Annotated in this window: 16 protein-coding genes; 4 read left to right on the top strand and 12 right to left on the bottom strand. The window is 69.2% G+C overall.

Going from position 1 to position 23,988, the window contains the following annotated elements; genetic code table 11:
• Positions 1–82: 82 nt before the first annotated feature.
• Positions 83–475: an NYN domain-containing protein gene (locus tag TU31_RS28265; RefSeq protein ID WP_042159594.1), complete on the top strand. Its 393-nt coding sequence runs from the start codon at positions 83–85 to the stop codon at positions 473–475.
• Between the two features lie 153 nt (positions 476–628).
• On the opposite strand, the gene TU31_RS28270 is transcribed toward TU31_RS28265, so the two are convergent.
• From TU31_RS28270 to ngcE, 9 genes are all read right to left on the bottom strand, one after another.
• Positions 629–2,155, bottom strand: a complete 1,527-nt coding sequence (locus TU31_RS28270; protein ID WP_042159597.1) for an amino acid permease — start codon at positions 2,153–2,155, stop codon at positions 629–631.
• A gap of 195 nt (positions 2,156–2,350) precedes the next feature.
• Positions 2,351–4,402, bottom strand: a complete 2,052-nt coding sequence (dxs, locus tag TU31_RS28275; RefSeq protein ID WP_181018678.1) for a 1-deoxy-D-xylulose-5-phosphate synthase — start codon at positions 4,400–4,402, stop codon at positions 2,351–2,353.
• Positions 4,403–4,620: 218 nt separating this feature from the next.
• Positions 4,621–5,985: a sugar ABC transporter permease gene (locus tag TU31_RS28280; protein ID WP_042159599.1), complete on the bottom strand. Its 1,365-nt coding sequence runs from the start codon at positions 5,983–5,985 to the stop codon at positions 4,621–4,623.
• Positions 5,982–6,782 carry an ATP-binding cassette domain-containing protein gene (locus tag TU31_RS28285; protein ID WP_078886026.1) on the bottom strand — a complete coding sequence of 267 codons (801 nt, stop codon included), beginning with the start codon at positions 6,780–6,782 and terminating at the stop codon, positions 5,982–5,984. Before TU31_RS28285 ends, TU31_RS28280 begins: the two co-directional genes overlap by 4 nt.
• Positions 6,783–7,132: 350 nt before the next feature.
• Complete coding sequence (locus TU31_RS28290; protein ID WP_042159603.1) at positions 7,133–8,227, bottom strand: substrate-binding domain-containing protein; 1,095 nt, start codon at positions 8,225–8,227, stop codon at positions 7,133–7,135.
• A gap of 139 nt (positions 8,228–8,366) precedes the next feature.
• Complete coding sequence (locus TU31_RS28295; RefSeq protein ID WP_042159605.1) at positions 8,367–9,566, bottom strand: ROK family transcriptional regulator; 1,200 nt, start codon at positions 9,564–9,566, stop codon at positions 8,367–8,369.
• Between the two features lie 322 nt (positions 9,567–9,888).
• A complete protein-coding gene (locus TU31_RS28300) occupies positions 9,889–10,854 on the bottom strand; it encodes a carbohydrate ABC transporter permease (protein ID WP_107070768.1) in 966 nt (321 codons plus the stop codon).
• Positions 10,854–11,777 carry a carbohydrate ABC transporter permease gene (locus TU31_RS28305; RefSeq protein ID WP_042159607.1) on the bottom strand — a complete coding sequence of 308 codons (924 nt, stop codon included), beginning with the start codon at positions 11,775–11,777 and terminating at the stop codon, positions 10,854–10,856. The genes TU31_RS28300 and TU31_RS28305 overlap by 1 nt, the downstream gene beginning before the upstream one ends.
• 61 nt (positions 11,778–11,838) lie before the next feature.
• Positions 11,839–13,278, bottom strand: coding sequence for an N-acetylglucosamine/diacetylchitobiose ABC transporter substrate-binding protein (gene ngcE, locus TU31_RS28310; RefSeq protein ID WP_042159608.1), 1,440 nt, complete (start codon positions 13,276–13,278; stop codon positions 11,839–11,841).
• 432 nt (positions 13,279–13,710) lie between these two features.
• Here ngcE and TU31_RS28315 point away from each other — a divergent pair, with 432 nt between their 5' ends.
• A complete protein-coding gene (locus TU31_RS28315) occupies positions 13,711–17,118 on the top strand; it encodes a GH92 family glycosyl hydrolase (RefSeq protein ID WP_078886028.1) in 3,408 nt (1,135 codons plus the stop codon).
• A 151-nt stretch (positions 17,119–17,269) separates the two neighbouring features.
• Here the strand turns inward: TU31_RS28315 and acnA are convergent, their stop codons facing one another.
• Positions 17,270–19,984 carry an aconitate hydratase AcnA gene (acnA, locus tag TU31_RS28320; protein ID WP_042159610.1) on the bottom strand — a complete coding sequence of 905 codons (2,715 nt, stop codon included), beginning with the start codon at positions 19,982–19,984 and terminating at the stop codon, positions 17,270–17,272.
• Between the two features lie 437 nt (positions 19,985–20,421).
• Between acnA and TU31_RS28325 the strand changes: the two genes are divergently transcribed.
• Positions 20,422–20,895 carry a carboxymuconolactone decarboxylase family protein gene (locus tag TU31_RS28325; RefSeq protein WP_042159612.1) on the top strand — a complete coding sequence of 158 codons (474 nt, stop codon included), beginning with the start codon at positions 20,422–20,424 and terminating at the stop codon, positions 20,893–20,895.
• An 83-nt stretch (positions 20,896–20,978) separates the two neighbouring features.
• Here the strand turns inward: TU31_RS28325 and TU31_RS28330 are convergent, their stop codons facing one another.
• Positions 20,979–21,929 (bottom strand): SDR family NAD(P)-dependent oxidoreductase, encoded by a 951-nt coding sequence (locus TU31_RS28330; RefSeq protein ID WP_078886029.1) that lies wholly within the window; start codon positions 21,927–21,929, stop codon positions 20,979–20,981.
• Positions 21,930–22,203: 274 nt separating this feature from the next.
• Here TU31_RS28330 and sigJ point away from each other — a divergent pair, with 274 nt between their 5' ends.
• Positions 22,204–23,088, top strand: a complete 885-nt coding sequence (gene sigJ, locus TU31_RS28335; RefSeq protein WP_042159615.1) for an RNA polymerase sigma factor SigJ — start codon at positions 22,204–22,206, stop codon at positions 23,086–23,088.
• Between the two features lie 32 nt (positions 23,089–23,120).
• Here sigJ and TU31_RS28340 read toward each other — a convergent pair whose 3' ends face one another.
• Positions 23,121–23,942: a S16 family serine protease gene (locus TU31_RS28340; protein ID WP_042159617.1), complete on the bottom strand. Its 822-nt coding sequence runs from the start codon at positions 23,940–23,942 to the stop codon at positions 23,121–23,123.
• Between the last annotated feature and the right edge of the window lie 46 nt (positions 23,943–23,988).

The raw sequence follows: 23,988 nt of genomic DNA on the forward strand, positions 1-23,988 counted from the left end.
AGGCGCGGGCCGGCTCGGCGGAGCCGGCCCGCGCTTTTGTGTGCCCGGGTCCGGTGGCGGCCCGGCATGGGAGGGTGGCGCCATGGATTCCTTGGTCATTGTCGATGCCGCGAATGTCGTCGGATCGGTGCCCGACGGCTGGTGGCGGGACCGGCACGGCGCAGCGGAGCGGCTGCGCGACGCGCTGCCCGCCTACGCGGCCGAGGGGCTGCCGGGGCTGGTGCCGCCGCCCCTGGAGATGGTCCTGGTGGTCGAGGGCGCGGCGCGCGCCGTCGAGTCCGTCGAGGGCGTCCGGGTGGTACCGGCGGCCGGCAGCGGCGACGACCGGATCGTGCAACTGGTGGCGGACGAGGGCGCCGGCCGGGACTGCCTGGTGGTCACCGCGGACCGCGAACTACGGGACCGGGTCCAGGCTCTGGGCGCCCGGGTGACGGGCCCGCGAGCGGTGTGGGGGCGAGGGCGCGGCGGGGGCTAGGAAGCGCCTACCGCCGTCCGGCGCCGATCATCTCCGCAACTCGCTGCGACACCTGGCCGGGATCGTCTCCCGTAGGTGAAGTCGCCATGCCCCGTATGCCACGGCGGGCGCGGCATACGGGACCGAGCGGAGGGACGCAGGAGGGTTCGGCCGTCAGTCCTCGGCGGGCTGCCGGTTGCGGAGGCCGAGGCGGCTGTGGGAGCGCCCGTACAGGAAGTAGATGACGAAGCCGACCACCATCCAGATGGCGAACCGGACCCAGGTCTCGGCGGGCAGATTGAGCATCAGCCACACCGAGGCGGCCACCGAGAGCACCGGCACCAGCGGCACCAGCGGGGTGCGGAAGGAGCGGGGCAGGTCGGGCCGGGAGCGGCGGAGCAGGATGACGCCGACGGCGACGACGACGAAGGCGAACAGGGTGCCGATATTGACCAGTTCGGCGAGTTCATCGATCGAGGTGAAGCCGGCGACGACGGCGACGACGGCGCCCAGCGCGATGGTCGAGCGGTAGGGCGTGCCGAATCGCGGGTGGGACCGGGAGAAGGCCCGCGGCAGCAGCCCGTCCCGGCTCATCGCGAAGAACACCCGGCTCTGGCCGAGCAGCAGAATCATGCTGACGGAGGTCAGGCCGACGGCGGCGCCGAAGCTGATCACGCCCGCGAAGAAGGGCTGTCCGAGGTCCTTGAAGGCATCGGCGAGCGGGGCGTCGGTGGAGAGCTTGCTGTACTTCTGCATCCCGGTCACGACGATCGACACGGCCACGTAGAGGAGGGTGCAGATGGCCAGTGAGCCGAGGATGCCGCGCGGCACGTCGCGCTGCGGATTGCGGGTCTCCTCGGCGGCGGTGGCCACGATGTCGAAGCCGATGAAGGCGAAGAAGACCACGGCCGCCGCGGCGAAGATGCCCATGGTCCCGAAGTTGGCCGGGGTGAAGCCGAACATCAGCTGGGACAGCGGGGCACCCAGTCCGCCGCCGGCTTCGGTGGGCTCGCTGGGCGGGACGAACGGGGTGTAGTTGGCGCCGTTGATGAAGAAGGCACCGGCGATGATGACCAGCAGGACGACGGTGACCTTGATCCCGACGACCACGGCCGTCACCCGCGAGGACAGCTTCATCCCGAACACCAGGATGGCGGTCAGCAGCAGAACGAGGAGGAAGGCCAGCAGATCGAAGCCGAACTGCCCCTCATGGGTGCCGGACAGACCGGCGGGCAGATGCAGCCCGGCGGAGTCCAGCAGGGAGCGCACATAGCCGGACCAGCCGACCGCGACCACCGCACAGCCCAGGGCGAGTTCCAGGATCAGGTCCCAGCCGATGATCCAGGCGGGCAGTTCCCCCAGTGAGGCGTACGAGAAGGTGTAGGCCGATCCGGCGACCGGCACGGTGGAGGCGAACTCCGCGTAACACAGCGCCGCCAGGGCGCAGACCACGCCCGCGACGACGAAGGACAGTGCGACGGCCGGCCCGGCCTGTTCCTTGGCGATCTTTCCGGTGAGGACGAAAATGCCGGTGCCGATGACGACACCGACACCGAAGACGGTCAGGTCGAGCGCCGACAATGATTTCTTGAGCGTGTGCTCCGGCTCCTCGGTGTCCCGGATCGACTGTTCTACAGTCTTCGTCCGGAACAGACCGCGATTGCGGCGTGAATCGTGTGGTGTGCCGTGCTGTGTGCTCATGGGCGAACCTCCGCCTGGACGACCCTCGCAACTCTCCTGAACTGACCGAGTCTCCGCAATGACTGGAAACAGTCAGCTTCGGCGGGCCTCCGGATGGAGGGGATTCACCCGATGGGGTGCGGCCGTACGTATGCCGATGGGCCGGGCGGAACATCCATACGGATGACCGGCCCGGCCCATCTGCCGTCGGCGGAATCAGTCGCGGGTGGCCTCGGCCGGCTCGGCCGCACCCTTGGCGCAGGCGCCCTCGGAGGCGTCCGCGGTGCTTTCGGCGGAGGTGTCGCCGGTCGACCGGAGAGCGGGCTGCGGCAGCCCGTCGATCTTCGAGACCAGGCCGGTGACCTGGCGGGCGATGTCCGGTGCGGTGAGCCCGATCTCCGCCATGACCTCCTTGCGGGAGGCGTGGTCGAGGAACTGCTCGGGGATGCCGAAGTCGCGCAGCGGCACGTCCACCCCCGCGTCGCGCAGCGCCTGGGCGACGGCCGAACCGACGCCGCCGGAACGGACGTTGTCCTCGACGGTGACCACGACCCGGTGCTTGGCGGCCAGCCCCGGCAGCGCCGCGTCGACCGGCTTGACCCAGCGGGGGTCGACGACAGTGGTGGAGATGCCCTGCTTGTCCAGCAGGTCGGCGATCTCCAGGCACATCGGGGCGAGCGCGCCGACGGACACCAGGAGGACGTCGGGCCGGGTGACGCCCTCGGCCGGCTCGCGCAGCACGTCCATGCCGCCGATCCGTCCGACGGCCTCCACGGCGGGGCCGACGGCGCCCTTGGAGTAGCGCACCACGGTGGGCGCGTCATCGACCTCGACGGCCTCGCGCAGCTGGGCGCGGACCTGGTCGGCGTCGCGCGGCGCGGCGATCCGCAGACCGGGGACGACCTGAAGGATCGACATGTCCCACATGCCGTTGTGCGAGGCGCCGTCGGTGCCGGTGATACCGGCCCGGTCCAGCACGAAGGTGACGCCGCACTTGTGCAGCGCGACATCCATCAGCACCTGGTCGAAGGCGCGGTTGAGGAAGGTGGCGTAGACGGCGAAGACCGGGTGCAGACCGCCGGTGGCCATACCGGCCGCGGAGACCGCCCCGTGCTGCTCGGCGATGCCCACGTCGAAGACGCGGTCGGGGAAGGCCTTGGCGAACTTGTCCAGGCCGACGGGCTGGAGCATGGCCGCCGTGATGGCGACGATGTCCTTGCGCTCCTTGCCGAGTTCGACCATCTCGTCACCGAAGACGGACGTCCAGTCCTTGCCGCCCGAGGAGATGGGCAGGCCGGTGTCCGGGTGGATCTTGCCGACGGCGTGGAAGCGGTCCGCCTCGTCCTGGAGGGCGGGCTGGTAGCCGCGGCCCTTCTCGGTGAGGCAGTGGACGATGACCGGGCCGCCGAAGCGCTTGGCGCGCGTCAGGGCGGATTCCAGCGCCTCGATGTCATGGCCGTCGATCGGGCCGACGTACTTGAGGCCCAGGTCCTCGAACATGCCCTGCGGGGCGATGAAGTCCTTCAGGCCCTTCTTGGCGCCGTGCAGGGTCTCGTAGAGCGGCTTGCCGACGACGGGCGTGCGCTCCAGCAGGTCCTTGCCGCGGGCCAGGAAACGCTCGTAGCCGTCCGTGGTGCGCAGCGTCGCCAGGTGGTTGGCGAGGCCGCCGATGGTCGGGGCGTAGGAGCGCTCGTTGTCGTTGACGACGATGACGAGCGGGCGGTCCTTGGCGGCGGCGATGTTGTTCAGCGCCTCCCAGGCCATGCCGCCGGTCAGCGCGCCGTCACCGATGACCGCGGCGACCCGGTCGTCGCAGCCGCGTACCTCGTTGGCCTTCGCGATGCCCTCGGCCCAGCCCAGCACCGTGGAGGCGTGGCTGTTCTCGATGACGTCGTGCTCGGACTCGGCACGGGAGGGGTAGCCGGAAAGGCCGCCCTTCGCCTTGAGCTTGGAGAAGTCCTGACGGCCGGTGAGCAGCTTGTGGACGTAGGACTGATGCCCGGTGTCGAAGAGGACCTTGTCCTTCGGGGAGTCGAAGACACGGTGCAGGGCGATGGTCAGCTCGACCACGCCGAGGTTCGGGCCGAGGTGTCCGCCGGTCTTGGACACCTCATCGACGAGGAAGGTACGGATCTCCCCCGCCAGCTGCTCCAGCTGCTCCGAGCTCAGTCGGTCCAGATCGCGCGGCCCCTTGATACGGGAAAGCAACGCCCTCCCGTCGCCCGCCACCGCCCCGGCCGGACACGCTTTGCGCGGCACCTCCTGCACCCCTGCCTCCTTGCTGCTTGCTGCCTGCTGCCGTGGATCGAGCTTGCCGATCAGATGAGTCTAATGTCGCGCCCGCCGCGCCGACGCCCGGGCCTTGCGATGTATGTCACTCGGGTGAACCGGGTCCCGGCACACCGCAGGCGTACGTCACCGCACACGGACCGGCCCCCACCGGATGATGCCCGGTGGGGGCCGGCGCCGTCGTGCGAGGGGCGCGGTCAGGTACGTCCGGCCGTCTTCTGCGTCCGGCGGGAGACCGAGTCGATCACCACGGCGGCGAGCAGCACCGCGCCGGTGATCATGTACTGGATCTCACTCGCCATGCCGAGCAGGTTCAGGCCCTGCTGGATCGACTGGATGACCAGCATGCCCAGCAGCGCGGACCAGATCTTGCCCCGGCCGCCGAAGAGGCTGGTGCCACCGATGACGGCCGCCGCGATGACGTTCATCAGGGTGTTGCCGGAGCCCAGGTTCTTGGTGGCGCCACCGGAGAGGCTGGCGATGAACAGTCCGCCGAAGGCCGCGAGCATGCCGGAGACCGCGAAGACGCTGATCCGGATCTTGTTGACATTGATGCCGGCGCGGCGGGCCGCCTCGGCGTTGCCGCCGACCGCGAAGATCTGCCGTCCGTAGGTGGTACGGCGCACCACGAAGTCGGCGATGACCAGGACCGCGAGGAACAGCACCAGGGCCAGCGGCAGACCGCGGGCGCCGGCCGGTTCGTTCAGGACATAGGCGACGACGAAGGCGAGCACCGCGACCACACCGGTGCGCAGCAGGATCTCGCTGAGCGGCCGGGACGGCAGCGCGGCGGCCTTGCGGCGCTTGCTGTCCAGCAGCAGCGATCCGGCGTAGGCGAGCACCGCGACCAGCGCGAGACCGTAGGCGGCGGCCTTGTCCTCGAAGTAGTAGCCGGTGAGGTTCTCCACGACACTGCCGCTCGGCGTGTTGATGGAGCCTTCCTTGCCCATCATCCAGATCTGGAGACCGCTCCAGCCGAGGAAACCGGCCAGGGTGACGACAAAGGCCGGCACCCCGATCTTGGCGAAAAAGAACCCGTGCAGGGCGCCGATCGCCACACCGGTCGCGATGGCGATCAGTACCGCGAGCCAGTCATTGACGCCGTTGGTGACGCTGAGCACGGCCCACACGGCCGCGCCGACACCCGCCACCGAGCCGACCGACAGATCGATCTCGCCGAGCAGCAGCACGAAGACGATGCCGACGGCCATGATGCCGAGGCCGGAGGTGTAGACGCCGATGTTGGCGAGGCTGTCAGCGGACAGGAAGCTGCTGTTCTTCAGCTGGAAGACGACCGCGATGACGAACAGGCCGATGATGACCGGCAGCGAACCCAGCTCACCGCCGCGCACCCGGCGCTTGAAGTCGTTGAGATAGCCGGCGAAGCCCTGTTCGCGGACGAGCAGACGGGGGTCGACGGCGGCCGCCTGGACCGCGTCCGCGGCCGGGGCCTCCGTGGCCGGGGCCTCCGTGGCCGGGGCCTCCGTGGCCGGGGCCTCCGTGGCCGGGGCCTCCGTGGTCTCCGCGTCCTCGGCCGCGGGCTCCTTGGTGAGGTCGCTCATGCGCCGACCTCCTTCTTCACCTGGTCCGTGCGCGCCTTGCGGCGGGTCACGGCGTTGTCCGAGGCGCCGGTGATGGCGGCGATGATCTCTTCGTGGGAGGTGCCCTCGACGTCGAAGACCCCGTTGTTGCGGCCCAGCCGCAGCACCGCGACCCGGTCCGCGACGGCCTGCACATCGGCCATGTTGTGGCTGATGAGGATGACGCCCAGACCGCGCTCCCGCAGCCGCTCGACGAGGTCGAGGACCTGCGCGGTCTGCTCGACACCGAGCGCGGCGGTGGGCTCGTCCAGGATGACGACCTTCGGGTCGCCGATCAGTGCCCGGGCGATGGCGACGACCTGCCGCTGACCACCGGAGAGCGCCGCGACCGGGATCCGGACGCTGGGGATCCGGATGGACAGGGTGTCCAGCAGCTCCTTGGCCCGCTTCTCCATGGCGATCTCGTCGAGGACACCGACGGTGCGGGTCTCGTTGCCGAGGAAGAGGTTGGCGACGACATCGAGGTTGTCGCAGAGCGCGAGGTCCTGGTAGACGGTGGCGACGCCGAGTTCCTGGGCGTCGTGCGGCTTGTTGATGCGGACCGTCGCGCCCTGCCATTCGATGGCGCCGTCGTCGACCGGGTGAACGCCCGAGATGGTCTTGACGAGGGTGGACTTGCCGGCGCCGTTGTCGCCGACGAGGGCGACCACCTCACCGGGGTGGATCTCCAGGGTGACGTCCGTGAGTGCCTGGACGGCGCCGAACCGCTTGGAGATTCCGCGCAACGCCAGCACAGGCGTAGCGGACACGTGAATCATCTCCTTCGCCGCCGTCACAACGGCGGGGATGGTGGTGCGTGGAGCGGGGGGGCTTGCGGGGACGGTCCGGCGTCCGCGCCCGGGACGGGCGGCGCGGGTACGGGCCGGTAGGGGTAGGGCCGGTCTCGCCGACCGGTCGGGGTGCGGGCCGGTCGAGGTGCGGACCGGTGGGGATGCGAGCCGGTCGAAGTACGGACCGGGGTACGGACCGGCCGGGGTGCGGACCGGTGGGGATACGGCCGGGCCGGGGCCGCGGGGCGGTGCCGCGCGGCCCCGTCCGATGGGGCCTGGGGTCGGGCCTGGGGCCGTGGGACCGGGACCGGGGAGCCGGCGCCGGAGGGCCCGGGGCCTTACTTGATGCCGGCCTTCTCGCAGGCCTTCTTGGCGTCGCCGGTGCAGATCTGGCTCGCCTTGTAGACCTTGTCCTTGAGGATCGTGGACGCGATGTTGTCCTTGGTCACGATCTGCGCGTCGTACAGCTTGGCCGGGATGCCCTTGACCTCACCGCTGAGGCTGTCGACCTTGGCGTCCGTCAGGGAGTCGATCTTCTCGCCCTTGAGCAGCTTGACGGCGATCTCGGCCGTGGAGTCGGCCTGCGGCTTGATCTGCTTGTAGATGGTGAACGCCTGGTCGCCCTTGAGGATCCGCTGGAGACCCGCGAGCTCGGCGTCCTGGCCGCCGACCGGGACCTCCACGCCCTTCTGCTTGAGGGCTGTGATGATGCCGCCGGCCATGCCGTCGTTGCCGGAGTAGACGCCCTGGAAGCCGTCCTTGCCGAGCGAGTCGAGGGCGGCGCTCATCTTCTTGTTGGCCTCGTCCGGCGACCAGTCCGGGATGTCCTGCTCGTATGCGATCTTCTTGACCTGCTTGTCGAGGACGCTGTGGGCGCCCTTCTTGAAGAACGGCATGTTCGGGTCGGTCGGCGAACCGTTGATCATGACGACATTGCTGTCCTTGGCCTTGTCGCCGAGCGCCTTGACCAGCGCCTGGCCCTGGAGGCGGCCGATCTTCTCGTTGTCGTAGGACACGTAGGCGGAGATGTTGCCCTCGGCCAGCCGGTCGTAGGCGACGACCTTCACGCCCTTCTTGGCGGCCTGGTTCACCCAGGACTTGGTCGCCTTGTAGTCGACGGCGTCCAGAATGATCACCTTCACGCCCTGGGTGATCAGCGCGTCGAACTGCTTCTTCTGGGTCTCGGTCTCCTGCGCCGCGTTGTTGTACTTCACCGTGCAGTCGCTGCACAGCGCCTTGATCTTCGCCTCCATGAGCGGGCGGTCGAAGGTCTCGTAACGGGTGGTCTTGTTCTCCGGCAGCAGCAGGCCGATCGTCTTGTTGTCGCCGCCGCCACCCTTGGCGCCGTCGCCGGCCTTGCCGCAGGCGGCCACGGAGAGCGCCATCGAGACGGCGGCAGTGCCTATGACGACGCGACGCGTCCAAACGTTCATTGGGGTGCCTCCCTGACGAGGCCGCGTCGTTGCGGCCGAGGTGGCTGGAAGTCAACTCGGCCGCCAGCCGACCGTCAAGAAGTAAATCCTTAACGAGATGGCAACGGTGCCATGCGTTAGCTGTGTGAACTCAGCGCGCTCACGCCAGGGCGGGAGCGTCCGCTGACTGCGCCCCGTCGAGCAGGGTCGAATCGCCCATCTCGCTCAGCACCAGCGCCAGCGCGCCGAGCACCTCCGCACGGCCGCCGAGCGTGCCGGGGACGATGCCCAACTGCCGTGCCGCGCTGGGGATCGCGTACCGCGACACCGACTCACGGATCGGCGCGAGCACCAGCTCACCGGCCTCGGCGAGATCCCCGCCGAGCACCACTCGGCTGGGATTGAGCAGATTGCACAGATTTGCCACACCACTGCCGATATGACGTCCCACGTCCGCAATGACCCGGCGGCAGCCCGGGTCCCCCTCGCGGGCCAGCTGGACCACCCGCGCCATGGTCAGATCGGGCCCGTGGCTCGGCTGGAGCAGCGGGAGGACGTACCGGGCCGCGGTGAAGGTCTCCAGGCAGCCGCGGTTGCCGCAGCGGCACACCGGGCCGGCCTCGTCCAGCGTGATGTGCCCGATCTCGCCCGCCGTGCCGCCCGGCCCGCGGTAGATCTGCCCGCTGATCACCAGCCCGGCGCCGACACCACTGGCGACCTTGATGTACGCCAGGTCGGTGGCCCCGCGGCCACCGCCCCACACCAGCTCGCCCAGCGCGCCGAGGTTGGCGTCGTTGTCGACGTGGACGGGCACCCCGAGGCGCCCCGAGAGCTCCTGGCCGGGGTTCGTGCCCGTCCAGCCCGGCAGGATCGCCGTGGAGCCGAGCGTCCCGGATTCCACGTCGATCGGCCCCGGCACGCCCAGGCCGACGCCGACGACCTTGCCGGCATCGATCCCGGTGGCCGCGATCAGCCGGTTGACCAGCTGTTCCGCCCGGTCGAAGCCCTCAGCGGCGGAGGCGTCCACATCGATCGGCTCGGCCTCCTCGGCGAGCACCTGGTGGGCGAGGTTGCCGACCGCCACCCGCAGATGGGAATGCCCGAAATCGACCCCCACGACGATGCCCGCGTCGCCGGAGAGCGAGACACTGCGCGCCCGCCGCCCGCCCGCCGAGGTCGGCGTCACCTCAACGGTCCCGCCGTCCTTCAACTCGCGAACGATGTTGGAAACGGTGGCCGCGGACAGCCCCGTGCTCCGGGCGATCTCCGCCTGCGTGAGTGAGCCCGCCATACGCACCGCGCGTACGACCCGCTCCAGATTGGCCCGGTGCAGCGAGGACTGCGACCCTGGAGTCTCCATCGACTCATCCACTCCCGTCTGGGGCCGGGGGTGCCTCCCAGCGGCAGCTGGAGAGGCACGACGACCGCCCGCCGACCGCACCCACGCCTTCGGGGGGCGGCCATCGATTCAACATGTGAACTCTAAGCAGAACGCCAGCCGGGAAGTCTCGTCAAGGCGTTGAGCCCGGCATGATCGGGAAGCAGCTGATCCGGGCACCCGTGAAGACGGCCCCGCCGCCGCGGAGCCGCCTGGGGAGGCATGCCGGAGGGCACGCCAAGGTGGCGCAAATCTTTCGCCGGAAGCCGGCGGTCCGGCGGACCGCCGGCTTCCGGTCCGCCCCCTACTTCAGTGCGCCGGCCGTCAGACCGGCCACCACCTGCCGCTGGAAGATGATGTACGCGGCGAGCACCGGCAGCATCGCGATCGTCAGCCCGGCGAACAGACCGGACCAGTCCCCCTTGTAACCCTGACTCACCGCCAGGGCCACCAGACCCTGCGTCAGCATCTTCTTGTCCGGCTCACCGACGTTGAGCACCGTCGGCAGCAGATACTGATTCCACTGGCCGAGGAAGTTGAAGATGCCGACGCTGATCAGGCCGGGCTTGGCCATCGGCAGCATCACCTGGAAGAAGGTGCGGGTGTGCGAGGCGCCGTCGATGAGCGCCGCCTCGGCCACCGAGGTGGGCAGCGTCCTGAAGAACCCGCTGAGGAAGAAGACCGTGAACGGCAGCGAGTAGGCGATATAGACCAGGATCAGACCGTGGTACGTGTCCAGCAGCGCCATGTTCTTCATGACGAAGAACAGCGGGACCAGCGCCAGGATGACCGGGAAGCCCATTCCGCCCACGAACAGGAAGTACAGAAAGCGGTTGCCGGGGAAGTCGAAGCGGGCCAGGACATACGCCGCCATCGAACCCAGCAGCATCGTGCCGATCAGCGAACCGCCCACGACGATCAGCGAGTTGAGGAAGTACTGGCCCATGTTCGCCTTGTCCCAGGCGCGCGACCAGTTCTCGAAGTGCAGGACCGACGGCAGCCCCCAGGGCGAGCCGAAGATCTCGCTGTCGTCCTTGAAGGAGCTCACCACCGCCCACAGCAGCGGCATGGTGACCAACAGGCCCCAGATCACCAGGACTCCGTGCGAGAAGACATTGAGGACCCTGCCCTCACCGCTTCCGCCGCCGGGGCCGGCGCCGTCCTTCTGCGCCCGGCCGCCGCGCGGGCCGGGCAGCCGCGCCGCGTCCGGAGCCGGTGTGTGCTCCTTCGTCACCCCCGGGAGGTCCGCGGGGTCGGTCTGCGCACTCATCAGAACTCCAGTCGCTCGCGCCGGCCCAGCCGCATGACGACGGCCGAGAAGACGAGGGTCACGATCAGCAGCGAAACGCCGATGGCGGTCGCATATCCGGCCTGACCGTCCCGGAAGGTCTTCTGGTACACGTACAGCGGAAGGACCTCGGTCGAATAGTCGGGGCCGCCCGGACCGACGCTCATGATCTGCACGAAGGCGAAGGCCGACACGTCCAGGGCGAGAATGCCCATATAGATCCAGCCGGTCTGCACGGTGTCCCACAGCAGCGGAAGCGTGATCCGGAAGAAGGTGTTGAAGCGGTTCGCGCCGTCCAGCAGCGCGGCCTCGTAGAAATCCTTCGGAATGGAGCTCATACCGGCGGAGAAGAGCACGACATAGAAGCCGACATTGGCCCACACCATCGCGGCCATCACACACCACAGCGCGATCTGCGGATCCCCCAGCCAGTCCGGCTGCACACCGTCGAGCCCGATCGCACCGAAGAAGGCGTTGAGCGCGCCGCTCTCCGGGTTGTAGGCGAACTGGAACAGCAGGGCGACGATCGGGACCGACAGCACCTGCGGGAAGAAATAGAGGATCTTATAGGTGCCCGAGCCGCGCACCCCGCCGATGACCGCCTTCTTCCGGCGGCGGCCACCGACGTTGAGCATGAAAGCGAAGAAGAGCCCGAGCGACAGCGTCACCACCGGCAGAAGCAGCAACAACGTCACGCTGTTGCCCACGGCGGCCCAGAAGACGTCGTCCTGGAAGAGCCGCACATAGTTGTCGAAGCCGACCATCTTCATGTCCGGACTCAGTCCGGTCCAGTCCGTGAAGGAGTAGTAGATGGCCTGCACGAAGGGCGAGATCACGAAGATCGCGTAAATCGCCAGCGGGAGCACCAAGAATCCCGCGATGAAACGGTACTTACCGTGTTTCATGACTACCGATCCCGTTCTCTGCCTGCGTGTGCCGCCGCCGGTACCGCATCGAACGTCGCGGTCAGCGCTTGTACTTCTTCACGCTGGAGTCGTCGCGGGTGTCGTCCGCATACTTCTGGATCTTCTTGATGGCCTCGTCGGGAGTCAGCCGGCCGGCCATCATCTCGCCCAGCGCACCGACCCCGATCCGCTCCTTCTGGAGCGCCACATACCAGTCCTGCAACCGCGGATTGACGATGTTCTGCCCGGCCTTCTCCAGCGCCACCTGCGCCGATGCCAGGCCCGGCGGGAGCTTCAGCCCCTCGGTGCCGCCGTTGAGCGAGGTGAGCGAGGAGACCTGCCGGATGAAATTCTGCGCGGACTTCTTGCTGAGCATGATGCGCAGCAGTTCCATACCGCCCTCGGCGTTACGGGCCTTCCTGGGCACGATGTACGGCTCGCCGCCCGAGGCCCAGATGGTGCCGTAGGGCATCTTGTCGGAGTCCGACAGGCTGGACGGGGCGCCGACCGCGAGATCGAACTGCGGGTTCCGCGCGATCTGCTTGGCCGACTCGTTCTCCACCCAGGAACCGTTCGGGATGAACAGCGCCTTCCCCTCGGCCCATGCCTTCTGCGACTGGAGGTGGTCCAGGCCGGGCGATCCCTTGAGGACATAGCCCTTCTTGTAGAGCTCGTAGTAGGCGTCGAATGCCGCCTTGACCGCCGGGTCCTTCCAGGCGTTCGGCTCCAGATTGTCGATCTTCCGCAGAACCTCCGCACCACCGATCTTGGCGATGAACGGATAGAGACTGAAGGGAAGGTAGTACGGGTACTTGCCCGGGTACGTCCAGCCCGCGACGCCCTTCTTCTTGGCCTTGGCGCACAGGGCCAGCATCTCGTCCCAGGTCTCCGGATACTCCGCGTCCAGCTTCTTCAGATTGCCCTTGGAGTACCAGACGCCATAGACCGTGTACGCGTAGTAAAGGATCCAGGTTTCCTTGCCGCCGAACTGTCCCATTTCGACGACACCGGGGCGCAGGGTGTCCCGCACCTTCTTGTTCGGGTCGTCGATGGACGGGGCGTCGAGGAGCGTCGAGAGGTCGGTCAGCTGGTCCTTGGCCACCAGCGTGCCGAAGTCCATCTGTTCCGCACCGGAGTTGTCGACGAGGTCCGGGGGATTTCCGCCGTTGAAGCGCGGCTGAAGCGTCGACTGGATCTTCTGGGTCGACGAGAGCTTCACCTTGCCGTCGGCCTTCGGGAAGGCCTTGAGGTACTCGCTCTGGGCGTCCTTGGCGTACTTGTCACCGAATCCGCCGTCGAAGATGACGACATCGAGGCCGGCCGACTCATTGACCGCGAGCGGATTCTTGGCCGACTTCTTGCCCTTTTCGACCTTGTTATCGCTGTCACTGCCGCCGCCGGCACACGCCGACAGCACTCCCATGGCCGGTACGGCGACGATCCCCAGGGCCGCGGCTCGCTTGACCAGATCACGACGGTTGAATGCTGAGGTGGATCCCATGCTCAAGTCCTCGCCTTCTTCAGGACTCAGGCGGTGTACCGGAGCCACCCCGGCACCGCGGGTCAGATGAAGCTGAGTTGTACGGGATGTGCACCGGGCGTGCTGGGCAAATGCGGGGCGGTCATGCGTTCCCGCCTTCCCCCCGGATCCACGGCCTTCGTCGTACGGCCGGTCGGACGCGACAGGTATAGTCCACTTCCGGCCGCAGGGGCAAGATCGAATGCAGGGTTGGACGGCAGTCTTTCCCTAGTTGAGACCTCCCCGGTATGCGGGGATTCGCCCGGCCGTCTCCCGCCGCCCGATCGGCGGCACGACCGGCGCACCGATCGCAGCGCCACCCTTGACACCAAAGTCCCCACGCACCTTACTTATCTCTGTTTATCCCTGCGCCATGTAACTGACAACGATGTCAATCTCGTTGAGAGGGCTCGCGTGCGGCTCAGACACCGGCACAGTCCACTGCGGGGGATCGCCCGCCCCGCCGCCCTCGCGGCGGCCGCTCTGCTCGTCATCACCGTGCCCGGCCCGGCCCAGGCCGCGCCACCCCAACGGCCCCGAGGAACCGCGGAGTTCCACTCCTCCTTCGAATCCGGCGAACCGCGGCCGGACTGGACCGACACCGTCGAGACCGGGCCCGACGGAAAGCCCCGGACCTCCGGCGTCACCCCGGAGACCACCCCGGCGGCACCCGGGATGAGCACCGGGACCGACACCGGCCCCCGCGACTCCCCCACCGCCAAGGCCCACGCCGGATTCACCGGAGGGCACGCACTGCGCTACGCCGGCACCCACACCGCCGCCGGCCACGGCTATGCGTACAACAAGATCTTCGACGTCAATGTGCCGGTCACCGCGGCCACTTCGCTCTCCTACAAGATCTTTCCCGAGATGGCGAAGAGCGATCCGGCCTACCCGGCGACCCACACCGCCGTCGATCTGGCCTTCACCGACGGTACGTACCTCAGCGAGCTGTCCGCCGTCGACCAGCACGGCGCGCCGCTGACGCCCCGGGGCCAGGCCGCCGCCAAGACGCTCTACGTCAATCAGTGGAACAACCGGGAAGCGCGGATCGGCGCGGTCGCCGCGGGCAAGACCGTCGACCGGATCCTGGTCGGCTATGACGCGCCGGCGGCACCACGGACCGCGCCGGCCTTCCGCGGCTGGATCGATGACCTCACCCTCGCGGCCGAGGCCCCGGACAAACCGCTCGCCCACTACTCCGACTACGCCGTCACCACCCGCGGCACGCTCTCCAGCGGCAGTTTCTCGCGCGGCAACACCTTCCCCGCCACCGCCGTCCCCAACGGCTTCAACTTCTGGACCCCGGTCACCAACGCGGGCTCCGCGGACTGGCTCTACGAGTACGCGCGGAAGAACAACGCCGACAATCTCCCCACCCTCCAGGCGTTCAGCGCCAGCCATGAGCCCAGCCCGTGGATGGGTGACCGGCAGACCTTCCAGGTCATGCCGTCCGTCGCGGCCGGCACCCCGGACGCCTCACGCACCGGCCGGGCGCTGCCGTTCCACCACGACAACGAGACCGCCAGGCCGCACTACTACGGCGTGACCTTCGACAACGGCCTCAAGACGGAGATCACCCCGACCGACCATGCCGCGCTGATGCGCTTCACCTTCCCCGGCGACCGGGCGAGCCTGATCTTCGACAACGTCAACAACAAGGGCGGGCTGAGCCTGGACACCGAACGCGGGATCGTCACCGGCTTCTCGGACGTCAAGAGCGGACTGTCCGTCGGCGCCACCCGGCTGTTCGTCCACGCCGTCTTCGACGCCCCGGTCACCGGCGGCGGCCGGCTCGCCAACGGGGGTGGCAAGGACGTCACCGGCTATCTCCGCTTCCGGCCCGGGGCGGACCGCACCGTGACGATGCGGATCGCGACCTCGCTCATCAGCGTGGAGCAGGCGAAGGCGAATCTGGCCCGGGAGATCCCCGACGACGCCACCTTCGCCGGCATCAAGGACCGGGCGCAGTCGGAGTGGGACGACCTGCTGGGCCGTATCGAGGTCGAGGGCGCGAGCCGCGATCAGCTCACCACGCTCTACTCCAACCTCTACCGGCTCTACCTCTACCCCAACTCCGGCTTTGAGCGAGTCGGTTCGCGCAGTCGCTATGCCAGCCCGTTCTCGCCGCAGGTCGGCCAGGACACCCCGACCCACACCGGTTCGAAGATCGTCGACGGTGAGGTGTACGTCAACAACGGCTTCTGGGACACCTACCGGACCACCTGGCCCGCCTATTCGCTCCTCACCCCGCGACGCGCGGGGAGAATGGTCGACGGCTTCGTCCAGCAGTACAAGGACGGCGGCTGGATCTCCCGCTGGTCCTCGCCCGGTTATGCGGACCTGATGACCGGGACGAGTTCCGATGTGGCGTTCGCCGACGCCTATGCCAAAGGGGTGGAATTCGATGCCGAGGCGGCCTATGCCGCGGCCGTCAAGAACGCCACCGTCGCCCCGCCGCACCCCGGAGTGGGCCGTAAGGGCATGACCACCGCGCCCTTCCTCGGCTATACGAGCACCGATACCCGCGAGGGTATGTCCTGGGCGCTGGAGGGCTACCTCAACGACTTCGGTATCGCCCGTATGGGCAAGGCGCTGTACGAGAAGACCAAAAAGCCGCGCTACAAGGAAGAGTCGGCCTATTTCCTGAGCCGCGCCCAGAACTACGTCAAGCTCTTCGACCGCCGGGTCGGCTTCTTCCAGGGCAAGGACGCCCGGGGCGAATGGCGGCTGCCGCCGGGCACCTTCGACCCCCGGGTCTGGGGCCACGACTACACCGAGACCAACGCCTGGACCTTCGCCTTCACCGCACCGCAGGACACCCGGGGCCTGGCCAACCTCTACGGCGGCCGCACCGCCCTGGCCGGGAAACTGGATGCGTACTTCTCCACCCCGGAGACCGCGTCCAAGGAATTCGCCGGCTCCTACGGTGATGTCATCCATGAAATGACCGAGGCCCGCGACACCCGGATGGGCATGTACGGGCACAGCAATCAGCCCTCGCATCACATCGCCTATGTCTATGACGCGGCCGGGCAGCCCTGGAAGACGCAGGAGAAGGTCCGCGAGGCGATGTCCCGGCTCTACCTCGGCAGCGAGATCGGCCAGGGGTACCCGGGCGACGAGGACAACGGCGAGATGTCCGCGTGGTACGTCTTCAGCTCGCTCGGTTTCTATCCGCTGGTGATGGGCCAGGGCGAATACGCGGTGGGCTCCCCGCTCTTCACCAAGGCCACGGTCCATCTGGAGAACGGCCGCGATCTCACCGTGAACGCCCCGCGCAACAACGCGCGCACGGTCTATGTCCAAGGCCTCCGGGTGAACGGCAAACCCTGGAATTCCACCGCCCTGCCGCACCGGCTCCTGGCCCGCGGCGGCACCCTGGACTTCACCATGGGCGACCGCCCGTCCGCCTGGGGCACCGGAGCGCACGCCGCCCCCACCTCGATCACCAAGGACGACCGCGTCCCCGCACCGCCCCAGGACGTCACCGCCCCCGGGGGCGGCCCGCTCGTCGACAACACCTCCGACACCTCGGCCGAACTGACCGACGCCCCGGTGGACCTCACCCGGCCCACCCGGGTCACGTCCTACACCCTCACTTCAGCGGACCACGCCACGGCCCCGGCCGGCTGGACACTGGAGGGTTCCCCGGACGGAAAGCGGTGGACGCGGCTGGACCACCGCGACGCCGAGTCCTTCACCTGGGACCGGCAGACGCGGGTCTTCGGCATCAGCCGGCCGGGCGGCTACCGGCACTACCGGCTGGTGCCCGACGGCGCCGGCACCCTCGCCGAGATCGAGCTGCTCGGGGCGCCATGAACCCCGTTGCCCCGTCAGCAGGTACGGCGAGCTCGGGCAGCCACCGCCTGATCCGCTGAGACCGGGCACGGACAAGCGGACGGGCCGCACCCCCTCGACCGAGGGAGTGCGGCCCGTCCTGCTGCCGCGGAAGGCTTACTTGCGGCTGCGTTTACTTCCGGATGAGCGAGCGCAGCACGTACTGCATGATGCCGCCGTTGCGGTAGTAGTCCGCCTCGCCGGGGGTGTCGATGCGGACGACCGCGTCGAACTCGACACCGCTGTCCGTGGTGACCTTGACGGTGCGCGGCGTGGTGCCGTCGTTCAGCTCGGTCACGCCGGTGACCGCGAAGGTCTCCTCGCCGGTCAGGCCGAGGGACTCGGCGGTCTGGCCCTCGGGGAACTGGAGCGGCAGGACGCCCATGCCGATGAGGTTCGAGCGGTGGATGCGCTCGTAGGACTCGGCGACGACGGCCTTGACGCCGAGCAGCGCGGTGCCCTTGGCCGCCCAGTCGCGGGACGAGCCGGAGCCGTACTCCTTGCCGGCCAGGATGACCAGCGGGGTGCCGGCGGCCTGGTAGTTCTGCGAGGCGTCGTAGATGAACGACACCGGGCCGCCGTCCTGCGTGAAGTCGCGGGTGTAGCCGCCCTCGGTGCCCGGCGCGATCTGGTTGCGCAGGCGGATGTTGGCGAACGTGCCGCGGATCATGACCTCGTGGTTACCACGGCGCGAGCCGTAGGAGTTGAAGTCACGACGCTCGACGCCGTGCTCGGTGAGGTACTGGCCGGCCGGGGTGTCGGCCTTGATCGCACCGGCCGGGGAGATGTGGTCGGTGGTGACCGAGTCGCCCAGCTTCGCCAGCACCCGGGCGCCGGAGATGTCGGAGACCGGGGTGGTCTCCATCGTCATGCCCTCGAAATACGGGGGCTTGCGCACGTAGGTGGACTGCGGGTCCCACTCGAAGGTGTTGCCGGTCGGGATCGACAGCGCCTGCCACTGGGCGTCACCCGCGAAGACGTCCTGGTAGGACTTGTTGAACATATCCTCGCCGATGGCGTTGGCCACCACATCGTTGACCTCGGCCTCGGTCGGCCAGATGTCCTTGAGGTGGACCGGGTTGCCCTCGGTGTCGGTGCCGAGCGCGTCCTTGGTGATGTCCACCTTCATCGAACCGGCGAGGGCGTACGCGACGACCAGCGGCGGGGATGCCAGGTAGTTCATCTTGACGTCGGGGTTGATCCGGCCCTCGAAGTTGCGGTTGCCGGAGAGCACCGAGGTCACGGCCAGGTCGTGCTCGTTGACGGCCTTGGAGACCTCCTCCGGCAGCGGGCCGGAGTTGCCGATGCAGGTGGTGCAGCCGTAGCCGACGAGGTTGAAGCCGACCTTGTCGAGGTACGGGGTGAGCCCGGCCTTGTCGAAGTAGTCGGTGACGACCTTCGAGCCCGGCGCCAGGGTGGTCTTGACCCACGGCTTGCGGGTCAGGCCCTTCTCCACGGCCTTCTTCGCGACGAGCGCGGCGGCGACCATGACGTACGGGTTCGAGGTGTTGGTGCAGGAGGTGATGGCCGCGACCGTCACCGCACCGTGGTCGATCTCGTAGGTCGAGCCGTCGGGGGCGGTGACCGTGGTCGGGCGGGTCGGCACACCGTTGGCGGCAGCCGGGGAGTCGGAGGCCGGGAAGGACTCCTCGCCGGCCTCGTCGGCGTCGGAGACGTAGTTGAGGACATCGCGCTCGAACTGCGTGGCGGCCTCGGCGAGGACGATGCGGTCCTGCGGACGCTTCGGACCGGCGATCGACGGGACGACCGTCGACAGGTCCAGCTCCAGCTTCTCGGAGAAGTCGGGCTCGGCGGCCGGGTCGAGCCAGAGTCCCTGCTCCTTGGCGTACGCCTCGACGAGCGCGAGCTGCTGGGCGTCGCGGCCGGTCAGCTTCAGGTACTTGAGGGTCTCGTCGTCGATCGGGAAGATCGCGGCGGTGGAGCCGAACTCCGGCGACATGTTGCCGATGGTGGCGCGGTTGGCCAGCGAGGTGGCGGCGACACCCTCACCGTAGAACTCGACGAACTTGCCGACGACGCCGTGCTTGCGCAGCATCTCGGTGATGGTCAGCACCAGGTCGGTGGCGGTGGTGCCGGGCTTCAGCTCGCCGGTCAGCTTGAAGCCGACGACGCGCGGGATGAGCATGGAGACCGGCTGGCCGAGCATCGCGGCCTCGGCCTCGATGCCGCCGACGCCCCAGCCCAGCACACCGAGGCCGTTGACCATGGTGGTGTGCGAGTCGGTGCCGACGAGGGTGTCGGGGTAGGCCTGGCCGTTGCGGACCATGACCGTACGGGCCAGGTGCTCGATGTTCACCTGGTGGACGATGCCGGTGCCCGGCGGGACGACCTTGAACTCGTCGAAGGCGGTCTGGCCCCAGCGCAGGAACTGGTAGCGCTCCTTGTTGCGGCCGTACTCCAGCTCCACGTTCTGGCCGAAGGCGTCCTTCGTGCCGAACTTGTCGGCGATGACGGAGTGGTCGATGACCAGCTCGGCCGGCGCCAGCGGGTTGATCTTCGCCGGGTCACCGCCGAGCTCCTTGACGGCCTCACGCATCGTGGCGAGGTCGACCACACAGGGCACGCCGGTGAAGTCCTGCATGATCACGCGGGCCGGCGTGAACTGGATCTCCTGGCTGGGCTGAGCCTGGGAGTCCCAGCCGCCGAGCGCCCGGATGTGGTCGGCGGTGATGTTCGCGCCGTCCTCGGTGCGGAGCAGGTTCTCCAGCAGCACCTTCAGGCTGTAGGGAAGACGCGCGGCGCCTTCGACCTTGTCCAGCCGGAAGATCTCGTACGACTCGTCGCCCACGCGCAGCGTGCTGCGGGCGTCGAAGCTGTTCGCCGACACGACAGTCTCCTTCATGCATGAATTCGCGCGTACCACCGCAATGCTGCCGTCACCGTCCTTGCCCCATCCGATAAGGTGAGCCTAAGTTAGGTATGCCTTACTGGCGCGGCAGCGGTACGCCTCTCGGCAGATATCTCGATGTCGAGATAACTCTAATACATCGCCGCGTCCTGGTCATGCCCCGACCGGGGTGCGCTGTGCCCTCAGCGTGCGATCGTGGTCACTGATGGCCGGTGACCACCGGGTTCGTGCCACCGCGGGTGGAGTGACCGGAAATGGCTGGGCCAGGGGATGCCCACCGGCAGTGGACGGGACCGCCGTCGTCGCGCTCCGTGCCGCGGCGCGAGCGGAAAGCCGCAGGTCAGGCCCCCATGTCACATCCTGCCGGGCCGGTCCGTCGTATGTGTGCAAGCACCGACCGGCAAAAGGAGAGCATCATGAATGCCCGTTTGGACGCCTTCAGCAGCCCGACCATCGGCAAGGTCTTCAAGCACATCGTCGCGGCAGGCAAGGTCCTTGAGGACTCGACGCTGCCGCTCGCGACGCAGGAGCTGGTGCGGCTCCGCGCCAGCCAGATCAACGGCTGCGGTTTCTGCACCGATATGCACACCAAGGACGCCGCGGCCGCCGGTGAGACCTCGGTGCGGCTCAACCTGGTCGCGGCCTGGCGGGAGGCCACGGTCTTCACCGAGGCCGAGCGGGCCGCCCTGGAGCTGGCCGAGCAGGGCACCCGCCTCGCGGACGCGGCCGGCGGGGTCACGGACGAGGCCTGGGAGAACGCCGCCAAGCACTACGACGAGGAGCAGCTCGCCGCCCTGGTGTGCGCGATCGCCCTCATCAACGCCTTCAACCGGGCGAACGTCATGATCCAGCAGCCGGCCGGCGACTACCAGCCCGGGCAGTTCGGGTAACGGCGATGACCGGCCCGGCCGGCTCGGTCAAAGGGGCGACGGTCGGCTGGGCCCGCGGGTCCCCCAAGGCAGGCTTCGCTGCTTCACAGGGGCCCGAGGACCGGATCGACGCCGGTCAGGGCACGGCTGGCGGTCCACAGACGCGCCGCGGTACCGGCATCGGCCAGGTGGTCCCAGAGAGGTTCGGTCACGGGCCTGCCGCGCAGTCCGAACATCCGGGGGCCCCACAGCTGCCCGCCGCGCACGTCCGGGTCGAGCACGGCCCGCACGGCGGGCCACGCGCCGGATTCCTTGCCCTGGACGACCAGGCCGAGCGGCAGCCCGCGCAGCCGCTCGGCCGTCGTCCGGACCCGGACCGGCGGGCGGGAAGGGGTGAGCGAGTCGAGCGCGCCGCCGGGATGGACGACCACGCTCAGCGTCGTGCGGCCCGCGGCGCGCAGCCGGCGGTCGAGTTCGACGCCGAAGAGCATCTGTGCCAGCTTCGAGCGCCCATAGGTGCGCTTGGGCCGGTAGTCGTGGGCGCTCTGGAGGTCGTCGAGATCCAGGCGTTCGGACTTGGCCGCGAAGCTGCCGGTGATGACGATCCGGCTCTCCGGTGTGGCCGCGAGCAGGGGCGCCAGCCACCCGGTCAGGGCGAAGTGCCCCAGGTGGTTGGTCGCGAACATCAGCTCGTGACCGTCCCTGGTTTCCCGGCGCGGCGGATGGTCGAGCGCCACACCGGCGTTGTGAACGACCGCGTCGAGACGGTCCAGGCGGAGCGCGGCCACCGACGCCTTGAGCAAGGCCGGGTCGGCCAGGTCCAGCCGCAGGTGCCGCACCTCGGCACCGGGCACACGGGCACGGATCGACGCGGTCGCGGCTTCGGCCTTCGCCGGATCGCGGCTGCCGAGCACGACCGTGGCCCCGGTGCCGGCGAGCTGCTCGGCGACGAAGTACCCGATGCCCGCGTTGCCGCCGGTGACCAGGAAGCTCTTGCCCTCGGCGGACGGGAGCGTGTGCACGTCCCACCCCTGGGCCTTGTCTGCGAAGGGCATCGCGGGTTCCTCACTCTCGGACCGATCTGGTGGCGGTGACAGGAACCGCACCTTCCTCACCGGTGCCGTCCATCCCTGCCCCAGGGTCCCCATGGCCACCGACACCCCACCGACACCCCGCTGTCCGCTGCCGACAGCCGGCCGACACGACACGCGGCGCGCCGAGGCCGCGCCCGGGGCGGAGCCGCACACCTCCGCGGGCCTCCTCGTGTCACATTCGGCCGGTGACCTCCGTCAGTACGGTGACGGAGCTCGACGGGGAGGAATGAGACCCATGAACGACCACGAGTGGCTGGCCGAACGCTTCGAGGAGGAGCGCAGCCGGCTGCGGGCCGTGGCCTACCGCATGCTCGGCTCACTGAGCGAGGCGGACGACGCCGTCCAGGAGGCCTGGCTGCGGCTGAGCCGGACCGGCGGGGACGACGTGCAGAACCTCGGCGGCTGGCTGACCACGGTCGTCGGGCGGGTGTGCCTGGACCAGCTGCGGATGCGCAAGGCGCGGCGGGAGGACTCCCTGGAGGTGCATGTCCCCGAGCCCGTCGTGAGCCGTCCGGACACCGTCGACCCGGAGCAGGAGGCGCTGCTGGCCGACTCGGTCGGACTGGCGCTGCTCGTCGTCCTGGAAACCCTCAGCCCCGCCGAGCGGCTGGCGTTCGTGCTGCACGACATGTTCGCGGTGCCCTTCGACGAGGTCGCCCCGCTCGTCGACCGCACCCCCGCCGCCGCGCGGCAGCTCGCCAGCCGCGCCCGCCGCCGGGTCCAGGGCGCCACCCCGGCGCCCGACACCGATCTCGCACGCCAGCGGGAGGTGGTCGATGCCTTCCTCGCCGCCTCGCGCGGCGGTGACTTCGACGGGCTGCTCGCGGTCCTCGACCCGGATGTGGTACTGCGCGCCGACGCCGGCGGTGCGCCCGACGGACTGTCGAAGCTGGTCCGCGGAGCGCGCGCGGTCGTCGAGCAGGCGCTCACCTTCTCCCGGTTCGCCCCGTTCGCGCGCCCGGCGCTGGTCAACGGCGCCCCGGGCCTCGTCACGGCGCAAGGCGGGCAGCCGCTGGCCGTCATGGGCTTCACCCTCGCCCACGGGAAGATCGTCGAGATCAATATCCTCGCCGACCTCGCACGGCTGAGCCGGCTGGACCTGTCGATCCTCGACGACTGACGGAACGGGCCGGGGCGGAGGGCGCGACCGGGTCAGCAGCCGGGGACCGGACCGCCCTTCGCCAGCGCGCGCAGGGCCTGCACCGCGCCCTTGAGGGTGCTGACGGGCACCAGCCGCAGCCCCTTCGGAGCGGGCTGCACCTGTGCGCACTCCGCCTTCGGCACGAGGAAGACGCTCGCCCCGTCGCGGCGGGCCGCCTGCGTCTTGAGCGGCGCTCCACCGACCGCGCCCACCGTTCCGTCGGCATCGATCGTGCCCGTACCGGCGATGGTGCGGCCACCGGTGAGCTCACCGCCGCTGCCGTCGCCGGCCAGCTTGTCGACGATGCCGAGCGAGAACATCAGCCCGGCGCTGGGCCCGCCCACATCGTCGAGCCGCAGCCGCACCTTCACCCGCTCCGGGTCCCGGTGCAGAAAACGGAGCGCGGCCGTGGTCGCGGCCCGCTGCGAGGACTTCATGTCCGCGACGTTGTGCTGCGCGACCTCCTCCTCGGACCCGCCGGAGGGAAAGACCGCAGCCAGCGGCAGCACCGCCCGGTCCGTACGGAACCACCCCTCGATCACCTCCCCCACGCGGATCTCGGCCGTGGGCGCGGTCGCCTGGATCGCCACCATGCGCAACTGCCCGGAGGTCTTGCGCACGGTGGCACCGCTCGTCGAGATGACCTCCCCGCCACCGTGGGTACCCAGCACATCCGTGGTCTGGCCCGGCCGCGCCACGGAGTACGGCAGCGGCGCGAACCCCGCGACGGCCAGCAGCGCGACGACCGGCGCGGCGGCGAGCGCGAGGGCACGGGGGCGCGAGAGCGTGCGGCGGCGGGCCGGGGTTCCGGTGCGGGAGGGTGTGGGGGTCACAGCGCAAATTTAGGGCAGGGGGATGGTCCGGGTTCAGGGGGGTGGT

The sequence above is a fragment of the Streptomyces lydicamycinicus genome, from assembly GCF_000829715.2.
Classification (GTDB): Bacteria; Actinomycetota; Actinomycetes; order Streptomycetales; family Streptomycetaceae; genus Streptomyces; species Streptomyces lydicamycinicus.